This window comes from Saccharicrinis aurantiacus (assembly GCF_947489045.1).
GTDB lineage: Bacteria > Bacteroidota > Bacteroidia > Bacteroidales > Marinilabiliaceae > Saccharicrinis > Saccharicrinis aurantiacus.
Genome location: NZ_CANLCN010000004.1, coordinates 270,236 through 295,369, shown reverse-complemented (window position 1 = coordinate 295,369; position 25,134 = coordinate 270,236). Strand labels below are relative to the sequence as shown.

The 25,134-nt window shown below is 34.7% G+C and carries 17 protein-coding genes; 1 reads left to right on the top strand and 16 read right to left on the bottom strand.

The window, feature by feature from the left end; genetic code table 11:
• Positions 1 to 893 precede the first annotated feature (893 nt).
• From QMO11_RS07255 to tssD (QMO11_RS07205), 11 genes are all read right to left on the bottom strand, one after another.
• Positions 894 to 1,301, bottom strand: coding sequence for a lysozyme family protein (locus tag QMO11_RS07255; RefSeq protein WP_282036683.1), 408 nt, complete (start codon positions 1,299 to 1,301; stop codon positions 894 to 896).
• Complete coding sequence (locus QMO11_RS07250; RefSeq protein WP_282036682.1) at positions 1,298 to 1,687, bottom strand: hypothetical protein; 390 nt, start codon at positions 1,685 to 1,687, stop codon at positions 1,298 to 1,300. Before QMO11_RS07250 ends, QMO11_RS07255 begins: the two co-directional genes overlap by 4 nt.
• Positions 1,688 to 1,801: 114 nt before the next feature.
• Positions 1,802 to 2,494, bottom strand: coding sequence for a hypothetical protein (locus QMO11_RS07245; protein WP_068471602.1), 693 nt, complete (start codon positions 2,492 to 2,494; stop codon positions 1,802 to 1,804).
• Positions 2,495 to 2,533: 39 nt separating this feature from the next.
• Positions 2,534 to 2,920: a hypothetical protein gene (locus tag QMO11_RS07240; RefSeq protein ID WP_282036681.1), complete on the bottom strand. Its 387-nt coding sequence runs from the start codon at positions 2,918 to 2,920 to the stop codon at positions 2,534 to 2,536.
• A gap of 99 nt (positions 2,921 to 3,019) precedes the next feature.
• Positions 3,020 to 3,352, bottom strand: a complete 333-nt coding sequence (locus QMO11_RS07235) for a hypothetical protein (protein ID WP_282036680.1) — start codon at positions 3,350 to 3,352, stop codon at positions 3,020 to 3,022.
• Positions 3,353 to 3,516: 164 nt separating this feature from the next.
• Positions 3,517 to 3,966, bottom strand: a complete 450-nt coding sequence (locus QMO11_RS07230) for a hypothetical protein (protein WP_282036679.1) — start codon at positions 3,964 to 3,966, stop codon at positions 3,517 to 3,519.
• A complete protein-coding gene (locus tag QMO11_RS07225) occupies positions 3,938 to 4,417 on the bottom strand; it encodes a hypothetical protein (protein WP_282036678.1) in 480 nt (159 codons plus the stop codon). Before QMO11_RS07225 ends, QMO11_RS07230 begins: the two co-directional genes overlap by 29 nt.
• A gap of 3 nt (positions 4,418 to 4,420) precedes the next feature.
• Positions 4,421 to 4,822, bottom strand: a complete 402-nt coding sequence (locus QMO11_RS07220; protein WP_282036677.1) for a hypothetical protein — start codon at positions 4,820 to 4,822, stop codon at positions 4,421 to 4,423.
• Between the two features lie 100 nt (positions 4,823 to 4,922).
• Positions 4,923 to 5,828 (bottom strand): hypothetical protein, encoded by a 906-nt coding sequence (locus tag QMO11_RS07215; RefSeq protein WP_282036676.1) that lies wholly within the window; start codon positions 5,826 to 5,828, stop codon positions 4,923 to 4,925.
• Between the two features lie 11 nt (positions 5,829 to 5,839).
• On the bottom strand, positions 5,840 to 6,247 hold the full coding sequence (tssD, locus tag QMO11_RS07210) for a type VI secretion system tube protein TssD (RefSeq protein WP_068471608.1): 408 nt from the start codon (positions 6,245 to 6,247) through the stop codon (positions 5,840 to 5,842).
• 4 nt (positions 6,248 to 6,251) lie between these two features.
• The gene (gene tssD / locus QMO11_RS07205) at positions 6,252 to 6,683 is read right to left on the bottom strand and encodes a type VI secretion system tube protein TssD (RefSeq protein WP_068471609.1); all 432 of its coding nucleotides are present in this window, start codon (positions 6,681 to 6,683) and stop codon (positions 6,252 to 6,254) included.
• Between the two features lie 245 nt (positions 6,684 to 6,928).
• On the opposite strand from tssD (QMO11_RS07205), the gene QMO11_RS07200 reads away from it, so the two are divergent.
• Complete coding sequence (locus QMO11_RS07200; RefSeq protein ID WP_282036675.1) at positions 6,929 to 7,648, top strand: hypothetical protein; 720 nt, start codon at positions 6,929 to 6,931, stop codon at positions 7,646 to 7,648.
• A 662-nt stretch (positions 7,649 to 8,310) separates the two neighbouring features.
• Here the strand turns inward: QMO11_RS07200 and QMO11_RS07195 are convergent.
• From QMO11_RS07195 to QMO11_RS07175, 5 genes are all read right to left on the bottom strand, one after another.
• Positions 8,311 to 9,270: a sugar kinase gene (locus QMO11_RS07195; protein ID WP_282036674.1), complete on the bottom strand. Its 960-nt coding sequence runs from the start codon at positions 9,268 to 9,270 to the stop codon at positions 8,311 to 8,313.
• Between the two features lie 526 nt (positions 9,271 to 9,796).
• The gene (locus QMO11_RS07190) at positions 9,797 to 20,590 is read right to left on the bottom strand and encodes a sugar-binding protein (RefSeq protein WP_282036673.1); all 10,794 of its coding nucleotides are present in this window, start codon (positions 20,588 to 20,590) and stop codon (positions 9,797 to 9,799) included.
• Positions 20,591 to 21,118: 528 nt separating this feature from the next.
• The gene (gene der, locus QMO11_RS07185; protein ID WP_075602992.1) at positions 21,119 to 22,423 is read right to left on the bottom strand and encodes a ribosome biogenesis GTPase Der; all 1,305 of its coding nucleotides are present in this window, start codon (positions 22,421 to 22,423) and stop codon (positions 21,119 to 21,121) included.
• A 221-nt stretch (positions 22,424 to 22,644) separates the two neighbouring features.
• Positions 22,645 to 23,529, bottom strand: coding sequence for a GTPase Era (gene era / locus QMO11_RS07180; RefSeq protein WP_075602993.1), 885 nt, complete (start codon positions 23,527 to 23,529; stop codon positions 22,645 to 22,647).
• A 126-nt stretch (positions 23,530 to 23,655) separates the two neighbouring features.
• Positions 23,656 to 25,134 (bottom strand): ArnT family glycosyltransferase, encoded by a 1,479-nt coding sequence (locus QMO11_RS07175; RefSeq protein ID WP_282036672.1) that lies wholly within the window; start codon positions 25,132 to 25,134, stop codon positions 23,656 to 23,658.

Here is a 25,134-nt window from a genome sequence, read left to right as displayed (position 1 = left end):
TACAAATAAAAATTAATTATGCTAATTTGCATCCAATACAAAAACAAACTTTGTTGCACTAGACCCTTGAATCCAAGAGACACTTGATTTGGAGAATCACCCGGAAATTCAGTACTAACTTCTTCATATAATATAGGTAACGCATCTTTTATAAGGTTAACACCTTTTATACCTGGCTTAGCTTAGTACTAGCATTAGAAACTATTATACGAAACATCTCTTCATAGAAGGAATCCTGTATACTATGTAAATTACTGTAAGCACTAACACTAATATAGTTGCCATAATTATATTAATTCTTGAACTAATGGAACCCGATCCTAAAATGCTAACCTTGTATAATAATATATATTGTAATAGCATATAGAATGGAATTATTCTTAGCATACGTATTTTGGATTTTATTCTAAGCCCTATAGTACCAATTATATTTATAGTTAGAGTTAAAGCGGTTGCTGCGCTTATAAAATAAGTCAAAACAGATGCTATCGGGCTAAGGATACCTATTTGTTTATATTCATTTATTACTTGTGATCTAAAATTAAACATCCACTTTGTAATAAAGTACAGTTCATTATTGGTGATGTATAACAATAACAACATCATTATAAATAAATTAATTACTTTAGGTGAAAGATTGTTTTTATTGTTGGTGATCTTAGTAATACCAAATAAAAGTACACAGACTAATAATATTAATAATAGATTACTCATTACAGATTGCTGAATTAGAATTATTAATTTCTTTCAGTATAGATAAATAAATTTGTCGCATATTCATTCCTGAAAATAATGGAGTTGTTTCTTCAAATAAAACAGAAATTGCATCATTTATGTATTGTGTGCTATTGCTATATCGCCTGGGTAAATAAGGTTAGGGTTTTAATACTATTTTACTCCAATATTCTTTTATTTTCCATATCCAACTTAGGCATTTCTGCCCAACCATTAGGTGGTGCTTTTAACCAATCGGGTACAGGGTCATCTAACAATAGTTTGCTATTTTGAGGGTTGAGAGGATAGTACTTTAAAAAGTACCGCTTACCAACAGATTTTTTGTAACCAGATTTAATATACTCACTACTTTCATAGTTTTTTCTTTCAATAGTGTAAGAGTAATTTACAGTAGGTTTTCCCTTTGCTCCTTGATACCACTTTATAACATACCCTATTGTAAATCTAGTCTCTTCTGCTAATTCACGTTCTATCCTAATTGTATTCTTAATACCAAGAATAATCATTATTACACCTCCTGTAATAAAAATAGTTTTGGCAATTTTATTCAGTAGCTTTAAATTCATTCGTCTATTCTAGGTTTAGTTTTCCAACCTTCTGAGGGTGCTACAATATGCTTTGGTATTACTTTATCTAATAATATCTCTGAAATTTTTGGATTATCAGGATTAAATTTTACAAGGTAGTTTTTCCCTTTTGTTTGTTTTAAATCAGACCCCGTTTTAGTTAGAATGTATTCTTTTGAGTTATATGTAAATTTGCAATTTATCTGCTCACCACTTCGGTACATGTATAAATGATTATATACTTCACCAATAGTATACCTGTGACAGCTATCTAATTCTTTACTTGCCTCATGCTTACGGTACATAAGGTACATTGTAATGACTGTAAATATGATTAAAGCTATACCGAAAGATAGGTTTTCATTTTTTTTTTGCTCTTTAGTCATCTTTTAGCATTTTGTTAGCAGCAATATACTTATACCCCTGTAAAGCAAGTTGTGAGGTACCTGCAGTAGGATAAGCAGTTTAGAAATTAAACCCAATTCAAGGCTCGTTTATTCCTATTTATATCTATTAATCCGTGTAAACTCAGCTACTTGTTTAACAACTTGCTCTTTTGTCATTAACTTTGATGCTTCTAAAGTTTTATATACCATAAATAAAACAAAACAATGAAGTCCAAACGATAAGTAGCCCCCAACGGATAAGTATAAAAGCGAATCAATACTATAAATAATTAGTCCAGCTAAAAATGCTCCTTTTATCTTTTTTCGGGCTTTTACCCCGATTAAAACAAAAATACCTGATGTTAAAATACTCGGAATTAAAAACAAAATGGACTTTACTTCACTTGATTCATATAATGCAGCTTCAATAATTTGGTTTAACCCTACACCAAAAATAAAGATTTGCCCACAATCGAGGTATTGGTATATTGAATTCATTAATGTAAGCCCTGCAATCCAGAAAAACCAACTTGCTGCACTTTTAATTTGTTTTTCTTCTGTGCGCTGATTTAAAGAGTCATCCTGTTTCGAATCTGATTCTGTTTCTTCCTCATTTCTTATTGGTTCTAAATATTCATCTTGAGCAAGAATTTTATTTGCAACATCCTTGTATGACTCATCCACAGGAATAAAATCTCCACACTTGCTTACAAAATTTGGTTTATCATTAGTCAGACCACACATAAGTCCTCTCTCTATGTCCAACTTCTTATTGGTACAGCCTTTACAAATTTCAATGTTTTTCATCAATAGTTTATTATTGGGTAAATAGTTTTTAATAGCAATTCAACTAATTTTCTTTTTAACTATTCTAGGTTTTGTTTTCCATCCTTTTATTGGGGCTACAATATGCTTTGGTATTATTTTATCTAGTAATATTTCACAGTGGGTAGGTTTTTCTGGGTTAAATTTTATAAAATAATTTTTGTGTAGAAACTCTTTTGAGTCTACAGTTGTACTTGAGCTGTATCTGACTCCATCATAATTATAACTAAAATATATTTTACTTCCCCCCCTAGATAAATATTTATGCTCGTATACATTCCCTATAGTATAGCGGTGATTTTCCTCTAATGTTTTGTTATTCTTGTGTTCATAAAATTGATGGGTATAAATTATTATTAGTAATATTATCAGAGGAATTCTGCCATCTGAATACTTTTTTAATCTCATAACTTTTTACTAGTATAATTCGTTCTGCTTGAAAAACCACTGGGTTTTAAACATGTTTATATAGTTTCCAATAGCATTTCAACTAATTTTCATATTAACTCAGTTTTGTTTAACAACTCTAGCTTTGTCATTAAGCCAAATGAATTTATCCTTTATCACATCATCAGAGATTTTAATTTCTTTATAATTATCTTTTGTTACTTCTCTTGGAATTAGGATATGATAAGCCGGATTCTTTTTGCTGTAAATTACTAGGTATTTGTATTTAGGACATCTAAGCCGTTTCTCATTACTCTCTTTTGATATGGAATATAGTCCACGATAAGTCTGGTTGCCTACCTTATAATGATAATCATAATCAATTGACATCGTTATATTTCCACCTAAAGAGCTCTTTGTTGTAATACCAATTGTATTTCCAACCTGGGTCATATATTTGTTGTATGTAAAATTATTGTATATATTTGATATAGTGAAGAGTATGAAAGTTACAAGTATTACAATTAATATCTGGTTTCTATTTGACATTGGTGTGTTTTTGTCCAAAAGTTGTAAGCATATTTATATAGTTTACATACGACTTTTCGACTGTATTTTCACTTAATTACTTTCACCACTTTTGCCTTATTATTAGGCCAAAGAAATTCCTTTTTTAATCTCTCTCTATCGAGTTTTATGTCTTTGTAGTTACGTTCTGTTACTTCTACTGGCACAAAAACATAATATGAAGGTTTATCTTTACTATATATTAATAAGTATTTGTATTTAGGGTATTTTAATCTCTTCTCTACACCATCTTTAGGAATTGAGTATTGACCCCTGTAAATTGTATTATCAACTCTATAGTGAAAGTCATAGGATAATGTCATAGATACAGTACCTCCATATGTGCGGTCTTGTATAATTGCAATTGTTCGTTCAAAGTCATTAAAATAAGTATCGAACAAAAAGTTGCTTAACATCTTTATCACGAAATATAGTCCAATAAATAAAACGATAGCACCAACTATGATTTTACTATTTGATGTTTGAGTATTTTTGCCCATAAGTTGTAAGTATATTTATATAGTTTCCATAAGTATTACCAAAAGCATTTCCACCAATAGAACCGAATTCATGTGTACCAAATTGAATCAAGCTTCCTGCAACAGCTCTTCCGGTATAACCAGCCAATCCATCATTGTGATAAGTAAACCCCCTATTTAAACTAGAGTGTTTAAAAATAGTCCCTGCTGCTACATTTGCGGCTTTTCCCCACATAGGCCCCCCTGGTATTGCCGATGTAAAATTAAAATTCATGGCAGCAGCATGCCAATCTCCATCATGTTTAATCAATTGTGATGCATATTCCCCTGCCATGGCAGGCACATTAATATATTTGTTATTTATTGCCTTGCTAGCATACCTACCCATATACTTATACCCCTGTAAAGCTAGTTGCGAAGTACCTAATTCTGCAGCTGCAATAATAGCAAGGGGCACGCAAACAGTAACCAATATTTATATAAAACACTTTTTAATAAACGTATTTTTATACAATATATATGTTGATATATTTACAATAATTAAGATTATTGCACTAATAATACCAAATTTCAAACTAAAGTTGCCAGATTCAATAATACTAACTTTATATAGAGATATGTATTGAGATAAGAGATATGAAGGTAATAGTTTTAGTAAGCGAATATGACTGGTTCTTCGTAGCCCTAAAATACCAATAATAACTACAGTAAATGCTATTGCAATAACTATAGCCAATAAGTAACTTATCAATGATAAGAATGGGCTAAGTATACCAACTTGTATATATTCACTTAATATTTGACCTTTAAAATCGTAAAACCATAATGTAAAATAGTATAATTCATTATTGGTAATATAAATTAATAGTATCATCATTATTCCTAAGTTAATAATTTTAGGAAATAGATTTTTTGTGTCCCGCCTTATTGTGGCAATCCCATAAATAAAGACAATAACAATAACAATAAATAGTAAATTACTCATTCTTGATAGTCGAATTTGAATTTAAGTCATTAATTTCTTTAAGCGTTGATAAGTAAATTTGACGCATATTCATACCAGGAAATATCGGTCCTGTTTCTTCAAACAAAACAGGTATTGCATCATTTATGTATTTAGCGCCTTGTGTTCCTAATTTAGCCCCTATGCCATAATATACAACATTTACTTGTTCGGCTAAACTACCATTCCAATATTGATAATTATATAATTTTTTCATACCCCATTGTGTTATATGCTGGGGGGCTTTTCCCATATACTTATACCCCTGTAAAGCTAGTTGCGAAGTACCTAATTCTGCAGCTGCAATAATAGCAAGGGGCACGCAAATTGTAATGGCTACTACTTTAACACCTTCGGTATTCATGCTGTGGTTTACTGATCGTGCAACCACTTCTCCTTCATCAGGTCTAACATTAACATCACTCAGCATAAAGCCCGTAAATGCACTTTTCGAACCATCTTCGTGGTAAGTGTACTCTAAATCATAACCCTTTTTACCCTTAAACTTTTCGCCTGCTTTTAGCTTTGTTTTATCACTCCAATAAGCTGAACCATCCTCTTTTTTTACCCAACCTGTATTAGGGTCTTCTGTATTACTAGGTAAATTTCTGTTTTGCGCAGCTATCTTATGCTTTAAGCTTAATATGCGCATCTCCTCCGAAGTGTCTACCTTCTGAATAAAAAACGTGGTAGTATAACTTTCAGTGTAGGGTATGTGTGCAGGGGCATTAGGCCACGATACATCATTAGGTGGAGGTACAGATCCACTACTAATAAAGGCATAGCCCACACCCTCAACAAAGCCCTCGTAAAGGCTACCAAAGCCTACCAAAACCTCAAACTCTTCTGAGGTAATATATTTGTTACTATACTTGCTCATGCTATAGGGGTTTAGTTATTCCATTTATTATCAAACGAAAATTCATTAATTAGTATTTCCTCGGGCGATATAATAAGTGAGGTGGTTAATCCACCGCCAATAGAATCAACATTTCTATCAAAGTTTATACAATAAGCATCCATAAACTCAACCTTTAAAGGCGCACTCTGGCTTTGTAATCTAAACTCCACCGAGCCACTTTTTTTCAGGCTCGTTTTAACAGCCCAATTATAAATGCTCTCGGGTAAACTTTGTTTAAACGATAAATTCATTCTACCGCCTCTAACAATACTCTGGGGTTCTCCTTTATCATCACAAGCCTGACTAAACGATATCTTAAAATCCGAAAGTTCGTACTCGCTATTATCTAATATAAGCCAAACATCTATGTTGGCATCATCTTGTATTAAATTGTGCATGGGTTTAGTTTTTTAGGTTTGCCCAACGGTTTTCGTGAGCTGTCGATTCAAAAATAATCTTACGAGCCTGCAATACAAATTCACAAGCAGTATAGCCATGTGTTTTTTTAATGTGCTTAATTTTTAAGTCAACACAAGCCGCATCCTCAAAATAAATTTTCTCAATAGGCGTATCATTCGCATCGCAAATAACAATAGCACCATTGCGTAAATCGTTTGATTTGAGCATCCATTCTAGTAGCTCGTTAGGCGGAACATTACCGTAGTTAATTTCTATACTTCCGCCTCTCACCTCGGTTTGAGCTTGTCCTTTTTGGTCAATCCCTTGTCCAAAACTATAACGGCACGATACCAGTTCGTAGCCTCCCGTGTACAGTCCACTTATACTTCCATCAGTTAATTCGCCTATGCGTAAAAAGCTTTTATGTCCAAACATAAAATAAACAGAATTAGGTTAGTAATTTGATAATTTAATGTTGCAAAGTATATAAAAAAATATTGGATAATAAAATATACTGTTAACTAATATTTCAATATTAAAAAGTAAGTGCCGCAAACCCTTTATTAGGTAAGCAATGTATGGATGTGTTGTTTATTAATAACTTGAATAAAAGTATTAATCGTAATTTTCAAAATAAATTATTAAATTCAATGTATATTAATTTAAAATAATTTACCAAAATGGCACTTAATCGAAATTACAATTACAAAGATGTTGATATGTTAATGGCATCAAAAACAATTACAAAATCATTTACTACAAACCTTCCTGAATTATCAACTATTCGTACTAATTGGACAGAGGAATATGCCCTTCAATTAGACTCTCAAATTGATGATGCAATCGATAATCAATTAGGCGTAGATAAAAAGAAAGAATTACGCAATGCAACAGGCAATCTGCAAGCCATTCAACTCCCTGCTATGCGCGATTTAAGTTTCTTAAAAACCCAACTCGAAGTCGATTTCTCCCACGACAAACCCAAACTTAGCGAAATGCTAAACACCCTAGGATTTAGCAAGCACCTAAAACAAGTACAAAAAAAAGATCAAGAAGCATTAATTGCATTACTCTATCATTTTAAGCAAAACCTTAGCGACGAATTAAGAAGTATAATTATATCAAAAGGTATAAATCCAGCGCTGTTAGATCGCGTAATCGGATATGCCGGCAATCTTAAGCAAGCCAACGTTTCGCAAGAAACACTAAAAACAGAAACAAAATCAGTATCCAAAGATATTACACTAACCTTTAATACAATTTATAACGAAATCATTGGCATCTGTAAAATAGCATCCAACTATTATCAATACGATGAACTAAAGAAAGATCAATTCACCTTTGCAAAGGTAATAGCAAATATGAATGCAGCTCGTAAAATTAGCGAGCCCGTAAATTAAATAGCTTTAACCTGTATATGTATTAGAATATCGCAATGAGCATTAAAAATACAATAAAACAAAAACTTATAGAGACGAGGCATAGCACCGCTATGGTGAGTTGGTAAAAGTTAATCGTTTTGTTTTGAAGTAGTTTTAGTGCGCAATAGATAAGTTAATGCATATTGCAGGTTAAGCAACATAGGAGTAGCTTATTCATAAATAGGACTAAGTTTCATCATCATAGGAGCATTTCTTCATAAGATATGCTCCTATTTTATTTAAATAGGATATCGTTTTGTGCACATTTATTTAAGTTTTGATAACTACTAAATGCATGAGGAACACATTAATATCAATTTTCACAAAATAGGACTAAATTTTGATCAGATAGGAGAAGGTTTGAAGAAGATAGGACAATGTTTTGATGAGATAGGAGCAAGGCGTTAATACATCTTTTTGTAAAATGGGCAGCTAACAACATGGTATACAAAAGGCATGGTACTTCAATTGGCTTTGGGTGTTTAGTTATATTTTGTTAAGCTTGCTGAGTCAAAGTAGTGAAGTGGTAATTTGCACGACTACCCATATACACACCTCTAAATAACTACCTCAAGCCTATTAATAAACCACTAGTGCTAGCCAATATTCTGTCTAGCACCAGTGTTCTAAAATCTAATCAATCATCGATCAATAGATTCTATTTTTCCTGTAAAGGCCTGCAGTTGTTGAAATGTAGGGAAACCCTCGCTATCTCCTCTCACAAGCGTAGCCATAGCGCCAACACCATTGGCATAATCGCCCGCTTCCTGTATGGTATGTCCTTTTAATCGGCTACTCAAATATCCCGCAGCAAAGCCGTCGCCTGCACCTACGGTATCTTCAAGTTTTTCAACGGTGTAGCCAGCAATAAATTCAGCTACCTTACCATCAGATACCATGCAACCCTTTTTGCCAAGCTTAAGGGCAATTTCGCCAATACCCATGGCATGGAAGCTTTTAAATATTTCTTCAGTATCTGTTGTGCCAAGTAGTATTTCCGATTCGTCAATGCCTGGGAACAGTATATCTACATGTTGGCAAATCTCAAGTATGGTTTCCTTGGCTTCCTCAAGCGACCATAGTTTTAAACGAATATTAGGGTCAAAAGAAACCTTAACACCCGCTTCTTTGGCAATTCTGATGGCTTCAAATGTAGCCTCTTTGGCCGATTTACTAATGGCAGGGGTAATGCCTGTTATATGCAGAATTTTTGCACTCTGTATATATGCCTTATCTATATCAGAAGGTTTTAGGAAACTAGCTGCTGAGTTTTTTCTATAGTAGTACACATTGGGGTTCACATGTTCAAATAGCTCCTTAAATAAAAGTCCGGTTTGGTGTTCCTTATCCACTCTAAGTTGCGAAACATCCACACCCTCACCTCTAATCATGAACTCAAGGTATCTGCCAAATTCATCATCGCCAACCTTTGAAAACCAACCCACCTTATGACCTAGTCGGGCCAAGGCCACTGCAACATTAGACTCGGCACCGGCAATTGATTTTGTAAAATTATGTATGTGTCGCAAAGGTCCCTTGTCACCAGGACTAAATAGAACCATTGACTCTCCGAATGTTATAACTTCAAAATTCTTATTCATAATTAAGTTACCTTTTATAAGATACCGAAAGGGGTACCTTGTATTAGTTTATAGTTTTATTAAAATTATTTGAGGTTTCAACTTGCTGGATCTTATATACAGGTGCTTGTTTATTTCACTGCATTAAGTTGGCAGTGAAACAGTGTCATTAGCATTTCAAATGCTGATAGAAGTGATTACAGAAATACCTAAAATGAGATTCAGCTTTAAGGTTTTCCATAATACTTGTTCATCCAGTAAGTTAAGGTTATCGGAAGCTTGCTTTTCCAACCTTAAGGGAATAATAAGGATATTCCGTTTGTTATAAGTAACACTATTAGTGGTGGATAATAGCCCTCTTAAAACAGGTGACAAGATAAGTAATTACGGATTATTTACACCAATAATCTGGCGAAATGATTAAACGGATATTTCAACTAATAAAAACATGCTTCACTCTATAATTTCAAAATGACTGATACAGTCTATAAAATAATAAAGGCCGGTACTACATAGCACCGGCCTTTGGTTTATAATTCGTATTTACTTATTCTATCATGATGCGTTTTACATATTTCTGCTTATCAGATTTTATAATAAGTGTGTGTATTCCAATATTCAATTCGCTAACATCAATGCGTAATTTATTAGTATTGGCTTTAATCTTATTCGAATAAACACGAGCTCCGCTGATATCGTATATCTCGTAGCTAAGTTCGTCACTAGCTGGCATACCTAAATCTATATTCAAATATTCCGAAGTAGGATTCGGGAATACATTTACTTTATAAATGCTTTCACCCGGCAGCTTAGTACCTATTACAAATTGAACAGAGTAGTTTAATACAGTAGTTTCATCTTCTGCCGTTACCTCAATATCTGTAGTGCCAGGCAGCGTATTCGCGTCCGTAATTACTATTGCAGCATTTGCATCAGTTGCTACAGCGGTTACCACAGGGATTTCTGTTTCTCCTTGCTCAACAACATAAAAATACTCGAAAACACCAGAACTAAAGTCAGGAATTACCACGTCATCCACACTAATGCTTTGCAGTGTAGCATCGGTATTAGGTTCAACTTCAAATATTACATCATATTGTAATTTTGTTTCACCATCATGTGCGGTCACATTTACTGAAGTGGTTCCCGGTAAACTATTTGCAGTACTCATAACAAGCGCTGCATTGTCGTCGGTAGTAGTTGCCACTACAGTAGGCACAATAGTAGTTCCGTATGGTACAACCACAGTATAGCTATAAGTGTTAGGATCAAATCCATCAACCGTTGATCCATTAACCGTTAAATCACTTAATGTAGCATCGGTATTTAAACCTACACTAAACTTAACTGAATAGGTTTGATTCGTAATACCATCTTCTGCTGTTACTTTAATTCTAGTTGTACCATTCACAGTGCTTGCATCCGTAATAATAACTGTAGCATTGGCATCTGTAGGATATGCAATAACAGTTGGAACATCTACTGTTCCGTAAGGTAATTCTACATTATAATTTAATTTAGAAGGATCGAATCCTGGTATTAAAGCATTATCAACAAGTATACTGCTTAAGGTAGCATCGGTATTTTCAGCTACTGAATAGTTAATGGTATATGTCGACTTAGAAATCAAATCTTCGGCAGTAACTTCAACTGTTGCTGCTCCTGGTAATGCTGTTACCTGGTTGATTATTGTAGTAGCAGCATCATCACTTGTTACAGCGCTAACAACAGGCATTGTTGTGGTTCCGTATGGTAATTCAATATTATACTTTTTAATTAATGAATTAAAGTGAGGAACAGTAATACCATCCGATAATAAATCTGAAAGCGTAGCATCGTTGGAGTGGGCAATACTAAAGGTAATGCGATAAACCAATTTGGTAACACCATCTTCTGCAGTAACCGTAATAGACATATCTCCTGGCAATGAAGAAGGGGCACTAATGCTATGACTCGCATTAGGGTCGTTTTCTGTTGCAACCACCACAGGGCTTGTAACTGCATCGTGAGCTATTTGATAGCTATACGTGTATATTAAAGGATCAAAACCTTCAATGGTTACACCATCAATTGTCAGGTCACTTAAAGTAGCATCAGTATTAGCAGCATACGTAAAGTTCACATTGTAAGTAAGTGTAGTTAAACCATCTTCTGCTGTAACTACTACTGTTGAAGTTCCTGGTAGAGCACCTGCAGGTGTTTCTACTACTTCAGCATGTTCATCGTTAGCCACTCCAATAACTTCAGGAACTGTGATTGTACCATATGGTAATTCAATAGTATAATCCCTTGTATTTGGGTCGAAACCAATAATTGTAGTTCCATCAACAGTCAAGTCACTCAGTGTAGCATCAGTACTAGCTGCAGCTTGCGTAAATTGCACCGTGTATTGTTGCTGAGTATCATCTTCAGCAGTAACATCAATATTAGTAGTTCCAGGAACACTTCCTGTTGGCGTAACCACAGCTTCGGCATCAATATTATTCGGAGTTGCCTCAACAAGCGGAACAATAGTTTGACTGTACGGAAGCTCAACTATGTATGCATCTATTGCAGGATCAAAACCATCCACAGTCTCTCCATCCACAGTTAAATCTCTTAAGGTAGCATCAGAACTCTCTGCTAAAGTAAGATTTACAGTGTATGTAAGAGTTGCAACCTCATCTTCAGCAGTCACAACAACTGTTGCTGTGCCTTCAATCTCTGTTGCTTGCGATACAGTATAGCTAGCATTAACATCGCTGGTAACTCCATCAACCGTTGGAATATCAACTGTAGTTGCCGGAATAGTTACATTGTATGTGAGAACTGTTGGGTTGAATTGAGGAACCGTTACGCCATTCACTGTTAAATCACTTAATGTAGCATCAGTTTTAGGTGCAACACTATTCAGAATAGTATACTCAACAGGTAATAATGGATTATCAAGCCTATCGCTAATATCACCAGTACCATCATACTTCAATTTCGGCACATCGCTATGTGCTATGCCAATATCAGTTGTAAATGTTAGTGTGTTTGTATTGTTACCACTAGCGTTAGTAATTATCGCAGGTGTACCGATAAGTGAGAAACCATTTGGCGTTTCTGCAGTAACAATTTCGTTGAATAATACTGTAATAACATTTGGTGTAGTATTTTCAACACTGGCATCCAATATTAGAGGATTTACAAATTCATCTGCCACTAAGTTTGTAACCTGTAAACCGTTGATATTGTCCAAAACATTCGGTACTTCAGCCATATCGGTAACATTACCATCAATGTAATTGAGTATAATGCTTTCTCCGTACACAATAGGAATATCAAGGGTAAGAGATAAAGTATTTGTACCGTCACCTTGTATACCTGTAATTGCACCTAAAGAACCAGTATATGAGAAGCCAACTTCATCAGTGTAGGTTACAGGCTCACTAAAAGTAAGCGTAATTTCTAAAGGTGTATCATTATTTACTGTAGCCGCCGTAATTACAGGTTTTATATTATCAACATATTCTACAAAGTTTGAAACCGCCATCTCATTAAAGCTCTCCAAGCTATTTGGTGTATTGGCAACATCTTTAACGTTACCGACAGATTGATTGTAACTGAGCTTGAGGGCATCCCCGAATACCACTTCTGTATCCAATGTAAAAGTCATTGTGTTTGTATTATCCCCAATAACAGATTGTATGTTTGCGGTAATACCATCAATGGTAAATCCACTGATGTCTATAAACGTTACCACTTCGTCGAAGGTAAGCACTAGCTCATTAGGATTATCATTAAATACTTCAGCAGATAACACAACAGGTGCATCATTATCTATTTCTTGTACCTCGTTAACAATAGTGAGGTTAGTGAAGGATTTTAATATTTCACTCTCACCATTGATCACATCACCTAGTGTTTCATCATAAGATAATAAGGCCACATCCCAATAGGTAATAGGATTATCTATTGTAAAGCTTAGGGTACTTGTTCCTGAGCCAGCTGATTTAGTTATGTTGGCATAGGTTCCTGATATTGTAAAACCACTCGAATCAGTAGCATAAACTATTTCACTAAACTCAACCAATACAGTATAAGGGTCGTCATTTGTTACACTAGATCCCGTAACAATCGGCTGATCACCTGGAGGAGTACCATCATATGCAACATTATTCTGTACAGGTACAGGTCCAAAATCGAGTGTGAAATTTGGCGTAGAAGGCCATAAGTCACGAATTGAGCCTGCTGCGGCTGTATAGCTTAATTCAAGATACTCGCCAAACACCACATTTGCATCTAATGTTAATGTAAGATCTTCAGTTCCAGAACCAGAAACTGAGATAATGGACCCTGTAGTTCCCGTTAAGGTAAAGCCGCTTATATCATCTATTTCTACAGGCTCGCTAAAATTTAAATTAATGAGTGTAGGAGTATTATCTTCTACAGTAGATAATACGAGTACAGGCGCTATGGAATCTACATACTCCACATCGTTTATTATACTTAGACCTACTACATCCTCTAATCTGTTTTTGGCAGTATCGGTAATTGTACCAGTGAGCCACTCATAATCAAAGAATAAGTTTTCACCATGAAACATTCTTTCATCCATCGATATTTCAAGCACTGTACTATCTCCATCTATTGAAGTAGGTGTACCTTGTGTTCCCGAAATAGTGATTCCTGAAATATCAAGCGCTTCAACATTTTCGTTAAACAGTAAATTTACTTTAAATGGTGTTTCGTTCTTCACCCTAGCTTCAATTAATGTAGGAGGAACTTCATCTTTATACTCCACAAAGTTACTCACACTCATACCCGTAAAACTTGCCAGTGGATTTAATAGGGTAGAGGCATCTGTAATATCGCCAAGCGTATCGTCATAATCTAAAGTAATGATGTGTCCGTATTTTACTTCCTCAGATAAACTTAAGGAGAGCTCTTTGTCAGATAATTGAGTAATGCCATCTAGGGCTCCGGTGGTTCCTTTTATTGTGAAACCTTGGAATGATTCAAAAGTTACAGGCTCATTAAATGTTAGCGTAACATTTTTAGGTGTTTCTTGTAGTACTTTTGCATCTGTAAGAACTGGAGGTATTGTATCTGCAGTAACTCCTTTTAGTAAAATCTCTTGGTTTTCGTCGTTATTGATAATATTAAGTACGCCAACAAAGTCACCTATGGATAGAGGATGGAAATAAACCGGAATTTTTTGCTGAGCATCTGGGTTTACAGTCCAAGAAGTATTGAGTACAAAAAACTCAGTGTTATTTGATGTAATGTCTGATATTTCGAGTGGCAAACAGCCTTGGTTCGAAACAATTAGTGTGTCAACACTATAATGGTTCTCAATAACTTCGCCAAAGTTAATGGTACGTTGAGAGAGTTCAATATCTGGGATACCCGCTTTTTCAATGGTAAATTGAATGGTATCCGTAGGATTGCTAGGATCGTTAGAATAAATGGCAATAATATTATCGTGAATGCCATTATGCAAGTTACTAGTTGGTACCGAAAGGTCTATTCCAATTGTTTGCCCAGCAGGAATACTAGCATACTTAGTTTCCGTAACCACATTTTCAAGGAAACTGTACATTATCTTTTCAAAATCTTCATTTGGTACGAATCCGCCTGTTTCGCTTGCGAATAAAATGTAATAGAAACGATTGGTAAAATTGAGACTATCAATTCTATGGCGGTTGAAATTCGGATTTTTATCAATAGTATGAACAATCCTATTATTGGGCTGAGTGATTATTAATTGGTTTATGGATGGCTCTGAAGAACCGTATACTTTTTTAATGAAGCCTTTGTATTTGTTTCCATTAAATATTTGCGTAATTGTATCTATACTATGCGTTGCATTTGCCATAGCTCCGGCAACTCCATTTACTTCAAAGTAGTCTAACTCATTCGCATCAATTGCAGCCACAAACATGCCTTCAACTTTTCTGGTAAAATACCTGCTTTTGTACCCAAAATCGGCAGACTGAATAATAGTATTATCGGAATAAGGTATTTTATCCTTATAATTAGTATTTAAATAGTTACCTATTTCATACATATTGTTACCTCCATCATTAATATAAAAGCTTGTATCTCCTTCGGTGAAGTTGTATTTGTCAGGAATTAAGGATGTTACCTTGGTGTAGTTTTCATTTAACTTAGTAAGTACCTTTTCTAATGTGGTTTGGTTGGATGAATATACTTCTAAATCACGACCAACACCAGAGTTAGTAAAATCAACTCCAACAACAACAGAGTCTTCACAAATGATGTTAAAATAAGTATTGTCGGCATTGGTTGACATAACTGGTATCAATGGATCTGCGCCATTACTATCTAATAAAATAGCGGTACCAAATACCGATGGATTCGTATTTTTATCTGTAGCACCTGAGTGCCAAGCTAGAATTTGTTCAACACCGGAACCATCATTATCAATCACATTAATATCAATACCTATTTCGGTACCTGCCTGAGGTGTAATATTACTTAGCGATGACCAAGGGATAGCCATTTCGAAAGCATATGCAACAGAATTAGGGTTTGTATTTTGAGCAAAATTTATATCTGTTACATCACTTCCATTTTCAACAATGTAAGTATCGTTATCCCAAACAAATCTGATAAAATAGTCATCAGAACCATAGCTTGGAAGTTTTGAATTATTGAAATCCAAATACAACTCTACATTATCATTCAACGCTGGGTTGGCATTATCATTATATAATGAATCATCAGCTATTGTTACTATTAGATATAAACTATCATTGGTCCATGTGGCACGATAACCAGCAGCCAAATCAGCCACAAATGTTGATAAGCCACCAACAGGAGAAACAGGCACATTTATTTCTTGATAAGCATACGAATTCCATTCTGATTCTAATATTCCATCAATGGTTGGTGGAGTATCAACAAACGAGAATGAAGGGATAATGCTTGCCCCGATACCACTAATAGGGATTTCTTGAATAGGGAAGTTTTCATCATTACTAGTAATACTTACAATGCCGTTGTAATTTTCTTCATTGGTAGGTTCAAATACGATGTCTACATATACGGATTGATTTATTGGTATTAATATTTCATCAGGATATGTTTCTGCCAATTCGCTACCATTAACCGATAGCAAATAACCGGTTGGTACGGTTAGTGATGAAATGGTAATATAGTCATTGGCCTCGTAGTTACTTAATTTCAGCGTATACGGTTCAGTTTTAAAACCTACCGGTTGTGCGTAGAAATTTATAGCTGAGGTATCGAGATCTAAGATTATATTTTCAAGTTCTTTATCTGCCTGAAACTCATAGGCACCCATATCAATAATACCACCATATATACGTGCATTGTAATCAAGGTCAGAATCTCCAAATGTTCCTTGTGCATCACCCATATTAGCAATTAAAGATGTGGCTGTAGGCTTATGGTCTGCATCTAATTTCGGATCTTCAGGGTAAGAAGCTGTTCCCCATATATCTCCGGTATTCGCATCCCAATACGAACGACCTAGGTTTCCAATAAAATTATAACCTAAGGAGTTGGTTTCTCCTTGTATGAAAATATCAGGTCTATAATCGTCACTTTCGGAAGGCATTATATTATTGGCAATAAGCGTATGTGATATATCTAATACTGCCGAAGCTGTGAATAAACCTCCTCCAGGTCCTGCAGATGTGTTTGATGTGATGGAAGAGTTATTAATAATTAAAGAGTGTTCAAAGGAAACTCCTGTATGTACACCACCACCTTTGCCATTTAAAGCTTCGTTTTCGGCAATTAAACATTGGTTTATTTCTATTGATTTTCCATCAAGACATCCAATACCTCCACCACTACTTGTGGCAGTGTTATTTGTTATTATACAATTGTTTAAGGTGAGTTCAGATCCACCACCTACAGCATACACACCCCCTCCGTGATGTCCAGAGAAGTTGTCGCTAATGGTAGTATTTGAAACCTCTAGATTACCATAATTAGCCAGACCACCACCACCTTCGTACCAAACAACATCGGTAGAGTTATTGGAAATAGTACAACTATCAATGGTCATAATGCCAGCGTTATAGATAGCACCTCCACGTTTAACCGTTGAATTGTTAGTGAAAATACTGTGGCTAATGTTCAGGGTGTTTTGTATGTCGTTGTGTATTGCACCACCATTTGTTTGTCTACTGTTTGTAAAAGTGGCGTAATTAATCACTGATGGAGTAGTATTAAGAGCATTATATTTATAATAAATACCTCCCCATTGCACAGAAGGATCTTCAGAGAAGAATTTAATAGAGTCGTTTTCTGTACCGGTAATAAATAACATACCTTCAACATTCACATGAACGTCTTTATTCACTTTCACAATACTACCGGCACAAAACTCGAGTGTATTACCTGCTGTAATAGTAAGATTTTCGGTGATATTAATAGTATCACCAGGCGCAATACATACTAATGAGTCGGTATCTATTATACCACCTAGTTGGAAATTATTATTCCCTTTACCCGAAACAAAAATGTTTTTTTCAGGTTCGAAATCATCGTTACTATTGATTACGATATTACCAGTATAAACTATTTCATCTAATGGCGAAAATTGAATGGTAAGTGTTAATGTATCATCTGGTAATATGGTTGTGGTCTCAGTAATTTCTTGTGTGTAATTAATACCATCAATGGAAATTAGATAGTTTGGAGGGGCTGTCATACTGCTAATTTCTATGGTTCCAGTAGAGATATTAGCAAGATAAGTACTGTCGTAGCTAACTAAATTATTTTGAGTAACAGGGAATAATATACTATCATTACTAATGGATAAGAAATAATCAAGTGTAGGATCTGATTGGTATTCAAATGGCCCCATATCTATAAGTGGGGTTGATCCTTCAAATATTCTTGGCATGCCTGCCAAATCTTTCTCAGGAAGATTAAGAGGCGCAATGTCAGGTGTACCATTATTTAAAGCAATAGAGTTTTCTTCGAGACTATAATCGTCTTTTAAACGAGGGTTTATAGGTTGTTCCGAAGTACCAATAATATCGCCCTCAGCAATTGGGAAGTCAAAAAGTCCTTTATTTCTGATAATGTTATAACCGTAAGAAGTAAACCCACTAATACTATTGATGTCGGGGTAATCGCCACCTGTGTTGTCAGATATAATTGAGTTGGTTAAACTTAAGTTTGTGCCAAAATTATATAAACCTCCGCCTGTGAGTATTGCATTGTTATCAGCAATAGTTGTATTTATAATAAGAATCTCACCATCAATTCCTCCTGCAATTCCTCCTCCATCACTGTTATCTGATGAGTTGCCAGTTATTAAACAGTTTCGTAATTCTAATACATCAAAGGTAGAAGCAAATATACCACCACCATAACTGTATGAAGTATTGTTGGAAATTGTTGTATTGCTAACAAGTAATTCTCCTTTTTTGGAGTTATAGATTCCTCCACCATCGTTGGCTGAATGATTATTAGTAACGGAAGAGTTCGATAAATTTAGTATCCCTTGATTCATAATACCGGCACCACCTTTAACCTCTGTAGTTGCAGCAGCCAATATTGTTGTATTACCAATAATATTCACAGAATCGAGATTCAACAGGCCTTCGTTATATATACCACCACCAACATCTGTAGCACTATTATACTGAATTGTACTATTTTTTATGTCAACAGTCGATTCTCTGTTTAGGTAAATACCTCCACCTTTTACTGATTGCCCACTACCATTTGCTGCTGAATTTTGAATTACAGTGTAGTTCAAATACGATGGCATTGCAGAGTTCTTTTTTGCTTCAAAACGTAAGCCCGCCCATTCGTTATCAACACTTGTAAATTTAACAGAATCTAGAGCAGTTCCATTGCTTATTAAAGCACCTTTTATTGTAAATTCATAATCGTCTGCCATTTCGATAACTGTACCTGCGCATATAGTTAGTGTAACGTTTTCTTTAATTTCAACATTACTACCAACAATTACTCTTGTGGTACACCATTCAGTATCCTCTGTTATATCACCAGAGAATAGCTCTGAGTTATCGATACTGTTAGCACTCAAGTTTAATTCTACACTTGCATCATTATCGGCATTACTATATATAATTGCTTGCCCAATATATTCTCCTTCATTGGTTGGAAGTAAGGATATTACAATGTCTTGTGTTTGTTGAGGTTCAATGGTGAATTGCTCAAGATTATTTGAAGGGGTATCATCTATACTTACCTGAAATCCTCCATTAATTATAATAGAATCTATGGTTAAGGTAGTGGTACCTAGGTTCTCAATAGTTACCGAGTTGTTAGATACTACATCTCTTGGTACATCACCAAATTCTACTTCTGTTTCTTGAACACGGATAATGTACTTCGGTAGTGGCTCATCTTGATATTCAACAGCACCAATGTCTACAATTTCAACATTTCCCGCAAAAATTCTAGGATTATTATAAACATCTACACTGCCTTCTACAATATAGGATAGGTTTTGTCCGTAGTTAATTGCCCAAGAAGATGGGAGTGGAGTATAGGTATCGTCTAATTCCGGGTTAAAGGGTTCACTTGGAGTGCCTTCAAAATCATCAGGAGAAACTTCTAACCTTGCATTTCCTGTTGGGTTGATACCAATTATGTTTGATCCTTCTGTAGTTTGTACCCCATAGGTGGATACATCGGAATGAGCTGGGTTATTGGTATCAATATTTTGAGCGATAATGGTATTTCCAATAATTAAATCTCCTCCTACCATATATAAGCCACCTCCTTCACTGCTCGAAGTATTTTCACTGATCGTATTACCTAATAAGCTTAATTGATTTAAAGGCAATTGACTGATACCGTTAATAGCTATACCGCCACCTTTTTGCTGTGTTTTATTTCGTACTATTAGTGAGTTTTCAATATATATGTCTCCACTAATCAGCGAGCCAATACCACCACCATTTATAATAGCTTCATTATCATCAATTATAACATTCTGCAATAATAAAGTACTGTTTGCATCAGTTGACCAGATAGCTCCACCATTTGTATTAGAGTAGTTATTGGTAAAATCAGAAAAAGATATTGCTAAAACACCTTTGTTAAAAATGGCACCACCACCATCCAAGGTAGTATTTGTTGATCGGGTTTTATTATTATAGAAACTGGTGTTTATAATTTCTAAGTTTCCTTCATTTAATATGGCACCACCACTTTGCGAGCTATTACCATTTGTAAAACCGATATCTTTAATAGTAACAGTAACGTTAGCTATGTGTAAAATTCGATCACTCGCCTCCGCTTGAGAATTGGCAGCCTGTATTTGTGTTAATTCTTTACCCTGCCCTTTAATATTGATGCTTTTGTCAATTAAGATTGAAGATTCAGTATGCACAGCATCAATAATACTTAAGGTATCACCATCAATTACTGAAGTACTTAAAATTGCATCTTGTATGCTTGTAAAGTCTGCGCCACTTGCCCCAATAGTATGTGTGGTTTGTGCTTTGGTATAAAAAAAAAAGTGCTTAGTGTGACTAATAAAAGTAGATTTAGTTTCATAACAATAGTGTTAATTATTATTTTGTTTATGCTAAATTGATAGGTAGTGTTCTAATTATGAATACATAAGTTACAAAAAAAACGTTTTAGTTACCTAATTGTTTATGCAGAGTTATTAATTGGCGGTGGATATTTGTTTTTTGCGTATAAACGTGCTGCAATTGTATTTGAGTGGTGTTACATATGAACTTACAACAAGCGGTTAAATCAAGAGGGCAAATAAGGAAGCTCGTAAAAGCACTTGTTGTTCGAGAGAAGTGGGGGAGTTGGGGTGCGGTTTTAGAAACTAGATTGATAAGATAATAACCAACAAAAAAAGGCCCTATAAAGGGCCTTTGAGATATTATAACATGAAATAATACTATTTCTTACGCATATAAACGTGTACGGGTACACCGTTAAAATCGTATAGTTTACGTAGCTTGTTTTCAAGGAAACGTTTATACGGATCGCGTACATACTGCGGTAAGTTGCAGAAAAATGCAAACGAAGGTGTATTTGTAGGCAACTGCATAATGTATTTAATTTTTATGTACTTACCTTTTGTTGATGGCGGTGGGTTAGCGCTAACTACATCTTGCATGGCTTCGTTAAGTTTTGCAGTAGGTATTTTGCGCGTTTTATTGCTATAAACGGCCTCTGCCATTTCAATTACTTTATGTATACGTTGCTTGGTAATAACCGATGTAAATACAATTGGGAAATCAGTAAAAGGAGCAAACTTTTCTTTAATAGCTTCTTCAAACTTCTTAGTAGTCATGGTATCTTTTTCAACCAAATCCCACTTGTTAATTACTACAACTAAACCTTTGTTATTTTTTTGTATCAGTTGAAATATCTTCTGATCCTGACTTTCAACACCGCGTGTGGCATCAATCATTAGAATACATACGTCAGAGTTTTCAATGGCGCGTATGGCACGCATTACCGAGTAGAATTCTAAATCCTCGCTCACCTTTGATTTTTTACGAACTCCTGCTGTATCTACTAAATAAAAGTCATGACCAAATTTATTGTAACGTGTATAAATCGAATCACGAGTAGTTCCTGATATCGGTGTTACAATGTTTCTTTCCTCGCCAATAAAAGCATTTACAATAGATGATTTTCCTGCATTAGGACGTCCTACAACAGCAAAACGAGGTATATCTAAAGTTTCAATACTCTCTTTACTTGGGAAAACCTCAATAAGGCGATCGAGTAACTCACCAGAACCCGAACCATTAATTGAAGAAATAGGGAACATTTCGTCTAATCCTAAAGCATAAAAGTAACTAGCCTCAGCAAGTCTATCATGGTTATCCACTTTGTTGGCCACCATAATTACTTTTTTATTACTTCTGCGTAATAAGTCAGCAACCATCTCATCGTAGTCAGTAATACCCGTAACTACATCAAGCATAAATAATATAACATCAGCTTCTTCAATGGCAATTAATACCTGCTTTCTAATTTCCTCTTCAAAAAAGTCGTCAGAACCCATTGCATATCCTCCTGTATCAATAACAGAGAATTCAACGCCATTCCAAATACTTTTACCATAGATGCGGTCACGTGTAACACCACTTTCTTCGTTTACAATTGCAGTACGCGATTCAGTTAATCGATTAAATAAAGTCGATTTTCCCACGTTTGGTCTTCCTACTATAGCTGCTATATTTCCCATTATATGTTGGTTTCCTTAATTCAAATTTAAACTGGCCTAAAAGGCAAAGTTTTGCAAAAATGCGTGCAAAGATAATTAATTAGTTGATATTTTTATAGTTAGTTAGTTTTTAGCCTTTGTCAGTAATGATTCATACAAACTCTTCATAATTAATTCTATACAAAAGCAATTAACCATTCTGTCTAATGTCTAAACTCTAACAATCTATAATCTAAATCAAGCTATTTCTGATCGTAACCAAAATTACGAAGATTACGGTCGTTCTCTCTCCAATCTTTACTTACCTTAACGTAAAGTTGTAAAAATACTTTTTGCTCAATAAATTTCTCTATATCCTTACGAGCCTCTGTTCCTACCTTTTTAAGAGCCGAACCTTTATGGCCAATAATAATACCTTTTTGCGATTCGCGTGCAACGTGAATTACGGCACGAATATCAACACGTTTGGCAGTTTCTTTATATTCCTCAACTTCAACCTCAACAGAGTAAGGAATTTCTTTTTGGTAATACAAAAGAATTTTTTCGCGGATGAACTCAGAAACAAAGAAACGGGTTGGTTTATCGGTTAACTGATCTTTATCGTAATATGGGTCAGCTTCTGGTAAAAGTTCTTTAATGCGTTTATCAAGATTATCCGTGTTGAAACCTCGCAATGCACTCATCGGAAAAATTTCAGCATTAGGCAATTCTTTCGACCATTGCTCAACCAAATTATCCAATTCTTGCGGATCTGATTTGTCAATTTTATTGATGATTAATAAAACTGGTGCGTCTGTTTTCTTTACGCTATTTAAAAAGTCACTGTTTTTATCAATTTTCTCAACTACATCAGTCATGTACACAATTACATCGGCATCCTGCAAAGCAGTACGCGAAAATTTTAACATCGACTCTTGTAGCTTGTAATTTGGTTTTAGTACACCGGGAGTATCTGAATAGATAATTTGATAATTCTCTTCGTTAACAATACCCAGTATCCTGTGTCGCGTGGTTTGTGCTTTAGATGTAATAATTGACAAACGTTCGCCAACTAACTTGTTGGTTAAAGTAGACTTACCTACGTTTGGATTTCCTACAATGTTTACAAAACCTGCTTTATGCTTCATATATTTTTACTTTCTAGATGATCAGGACAATTTATTTTGCTGTCCTCTTATGCAATTTTGCTGCAAAGATACAAAACTGTACTTAGTATTATCACTATAAAACAGTATATACCTAAAAGCTTATATTTATTTAACGCTTAATTGTTTTGCCCCTTTGTAGTTAGTGCACTTAAAAAGATGAAATTTACGCTGAGGTTTTCCATATCTATCTCTAACTACAATGGGTTCCAATTCTTCAAACGTATCGAAATACGCTTGTATACTTTCAGGTATTGATCCTTTTTTATCGAGGTTCTTAATTCTTTTATCCGAATCAATAAAAATGGCATCATTCCCTATCAAATGGCTTAAGTCGTTATCAACAACCATGTAATGCAAAGCATTCCCGCCAATTATGTTTTGCGCATATACTTTTTCATCTAAATAGTAATTCATAACGGCCGTTGTTTTATAATCATCAGCTGAAAATAGAAAAGCCTTAGGGTTTGCCTCTTGTACCTTATGGATGGCAGTAGCGCTTTCTTCCCACCCAAACCAAGTATCATCACTTTTAATAGGCACATAAAAGAAAATCATTTGCGATAACAACAATACGTGTAATACCAATGAAATGATAAGTGTGGGTTTTAGATATTTTGTTTTAATATAAATACCGGTTAAAATAATTCCGGCAATATAAGCTGGCATTAACCAGTTTAATTTTACCCAATATATTAGAGATATTCCGTAAAAGAATAACATAATTGGTAAGGAGAAACAGATTAAAAATAGAACCCGCTCATTCGGAAGTTTCCAGGTTTTAAAAAGCTTGGCAATGTGTTTATACATTACCACCATCATACCCACAAATAAAATAGGCAGCAGCAACATAATTTGCGTTCCTATATTACCGCCAAAGTAGTGTGGCTGTATTTTAAATTTCATGATGGAATCTGTTCTTTCCGATCCCTGAAATTTAAACGACATCCAGTCGTGTTCAATATTCCAAATGAATACAGGAGATACGGTAGCTGCAAATACAATTAATAGTAATAAAAACTGATACGAGAATAAGTACTTACGATATTTGTTGGATAGTAATAAAAACAGCACCAAACAGGCCAATAAAAATAAGGCAGTGTACTTACTATCAAAAGACATTCCGATGAATAAGCCTGATAAAATCCAATGCAACACTTTTCCTTCAAAAATGGCTTTGTATAAGCTAATTAATGAAAGTGTCCAGAAGAATATCAGTGGAACATCTGGCGTAGTATTCATTGATAAAACCGTAAGCAGAATGGAGCTTCCGTATAATATAGCACTATGCTTAGCGCGAGTTTCGCTTACGAATAACTTGCCTAGGTAATAGAAACTTAAAAAAGAACCCAAAGAAAGTAAAAAGTTACTCAGCTTAATGGCCACAACACTCGACCCTAATATTGAGGTAAATACCTTTAAGAAATAAGCTACCATTGGAGGATGGTCAAAATAAGATAAAGCAATATTCTGACTGTAAAAATAGTAATAAGCATCCTGAGGCATCATACCCATACTTAAGCTAACCGCTAGCCTAATGATATAAACACTTATAAATCCGATACAAAGTTTATTAAAAGTTGACAT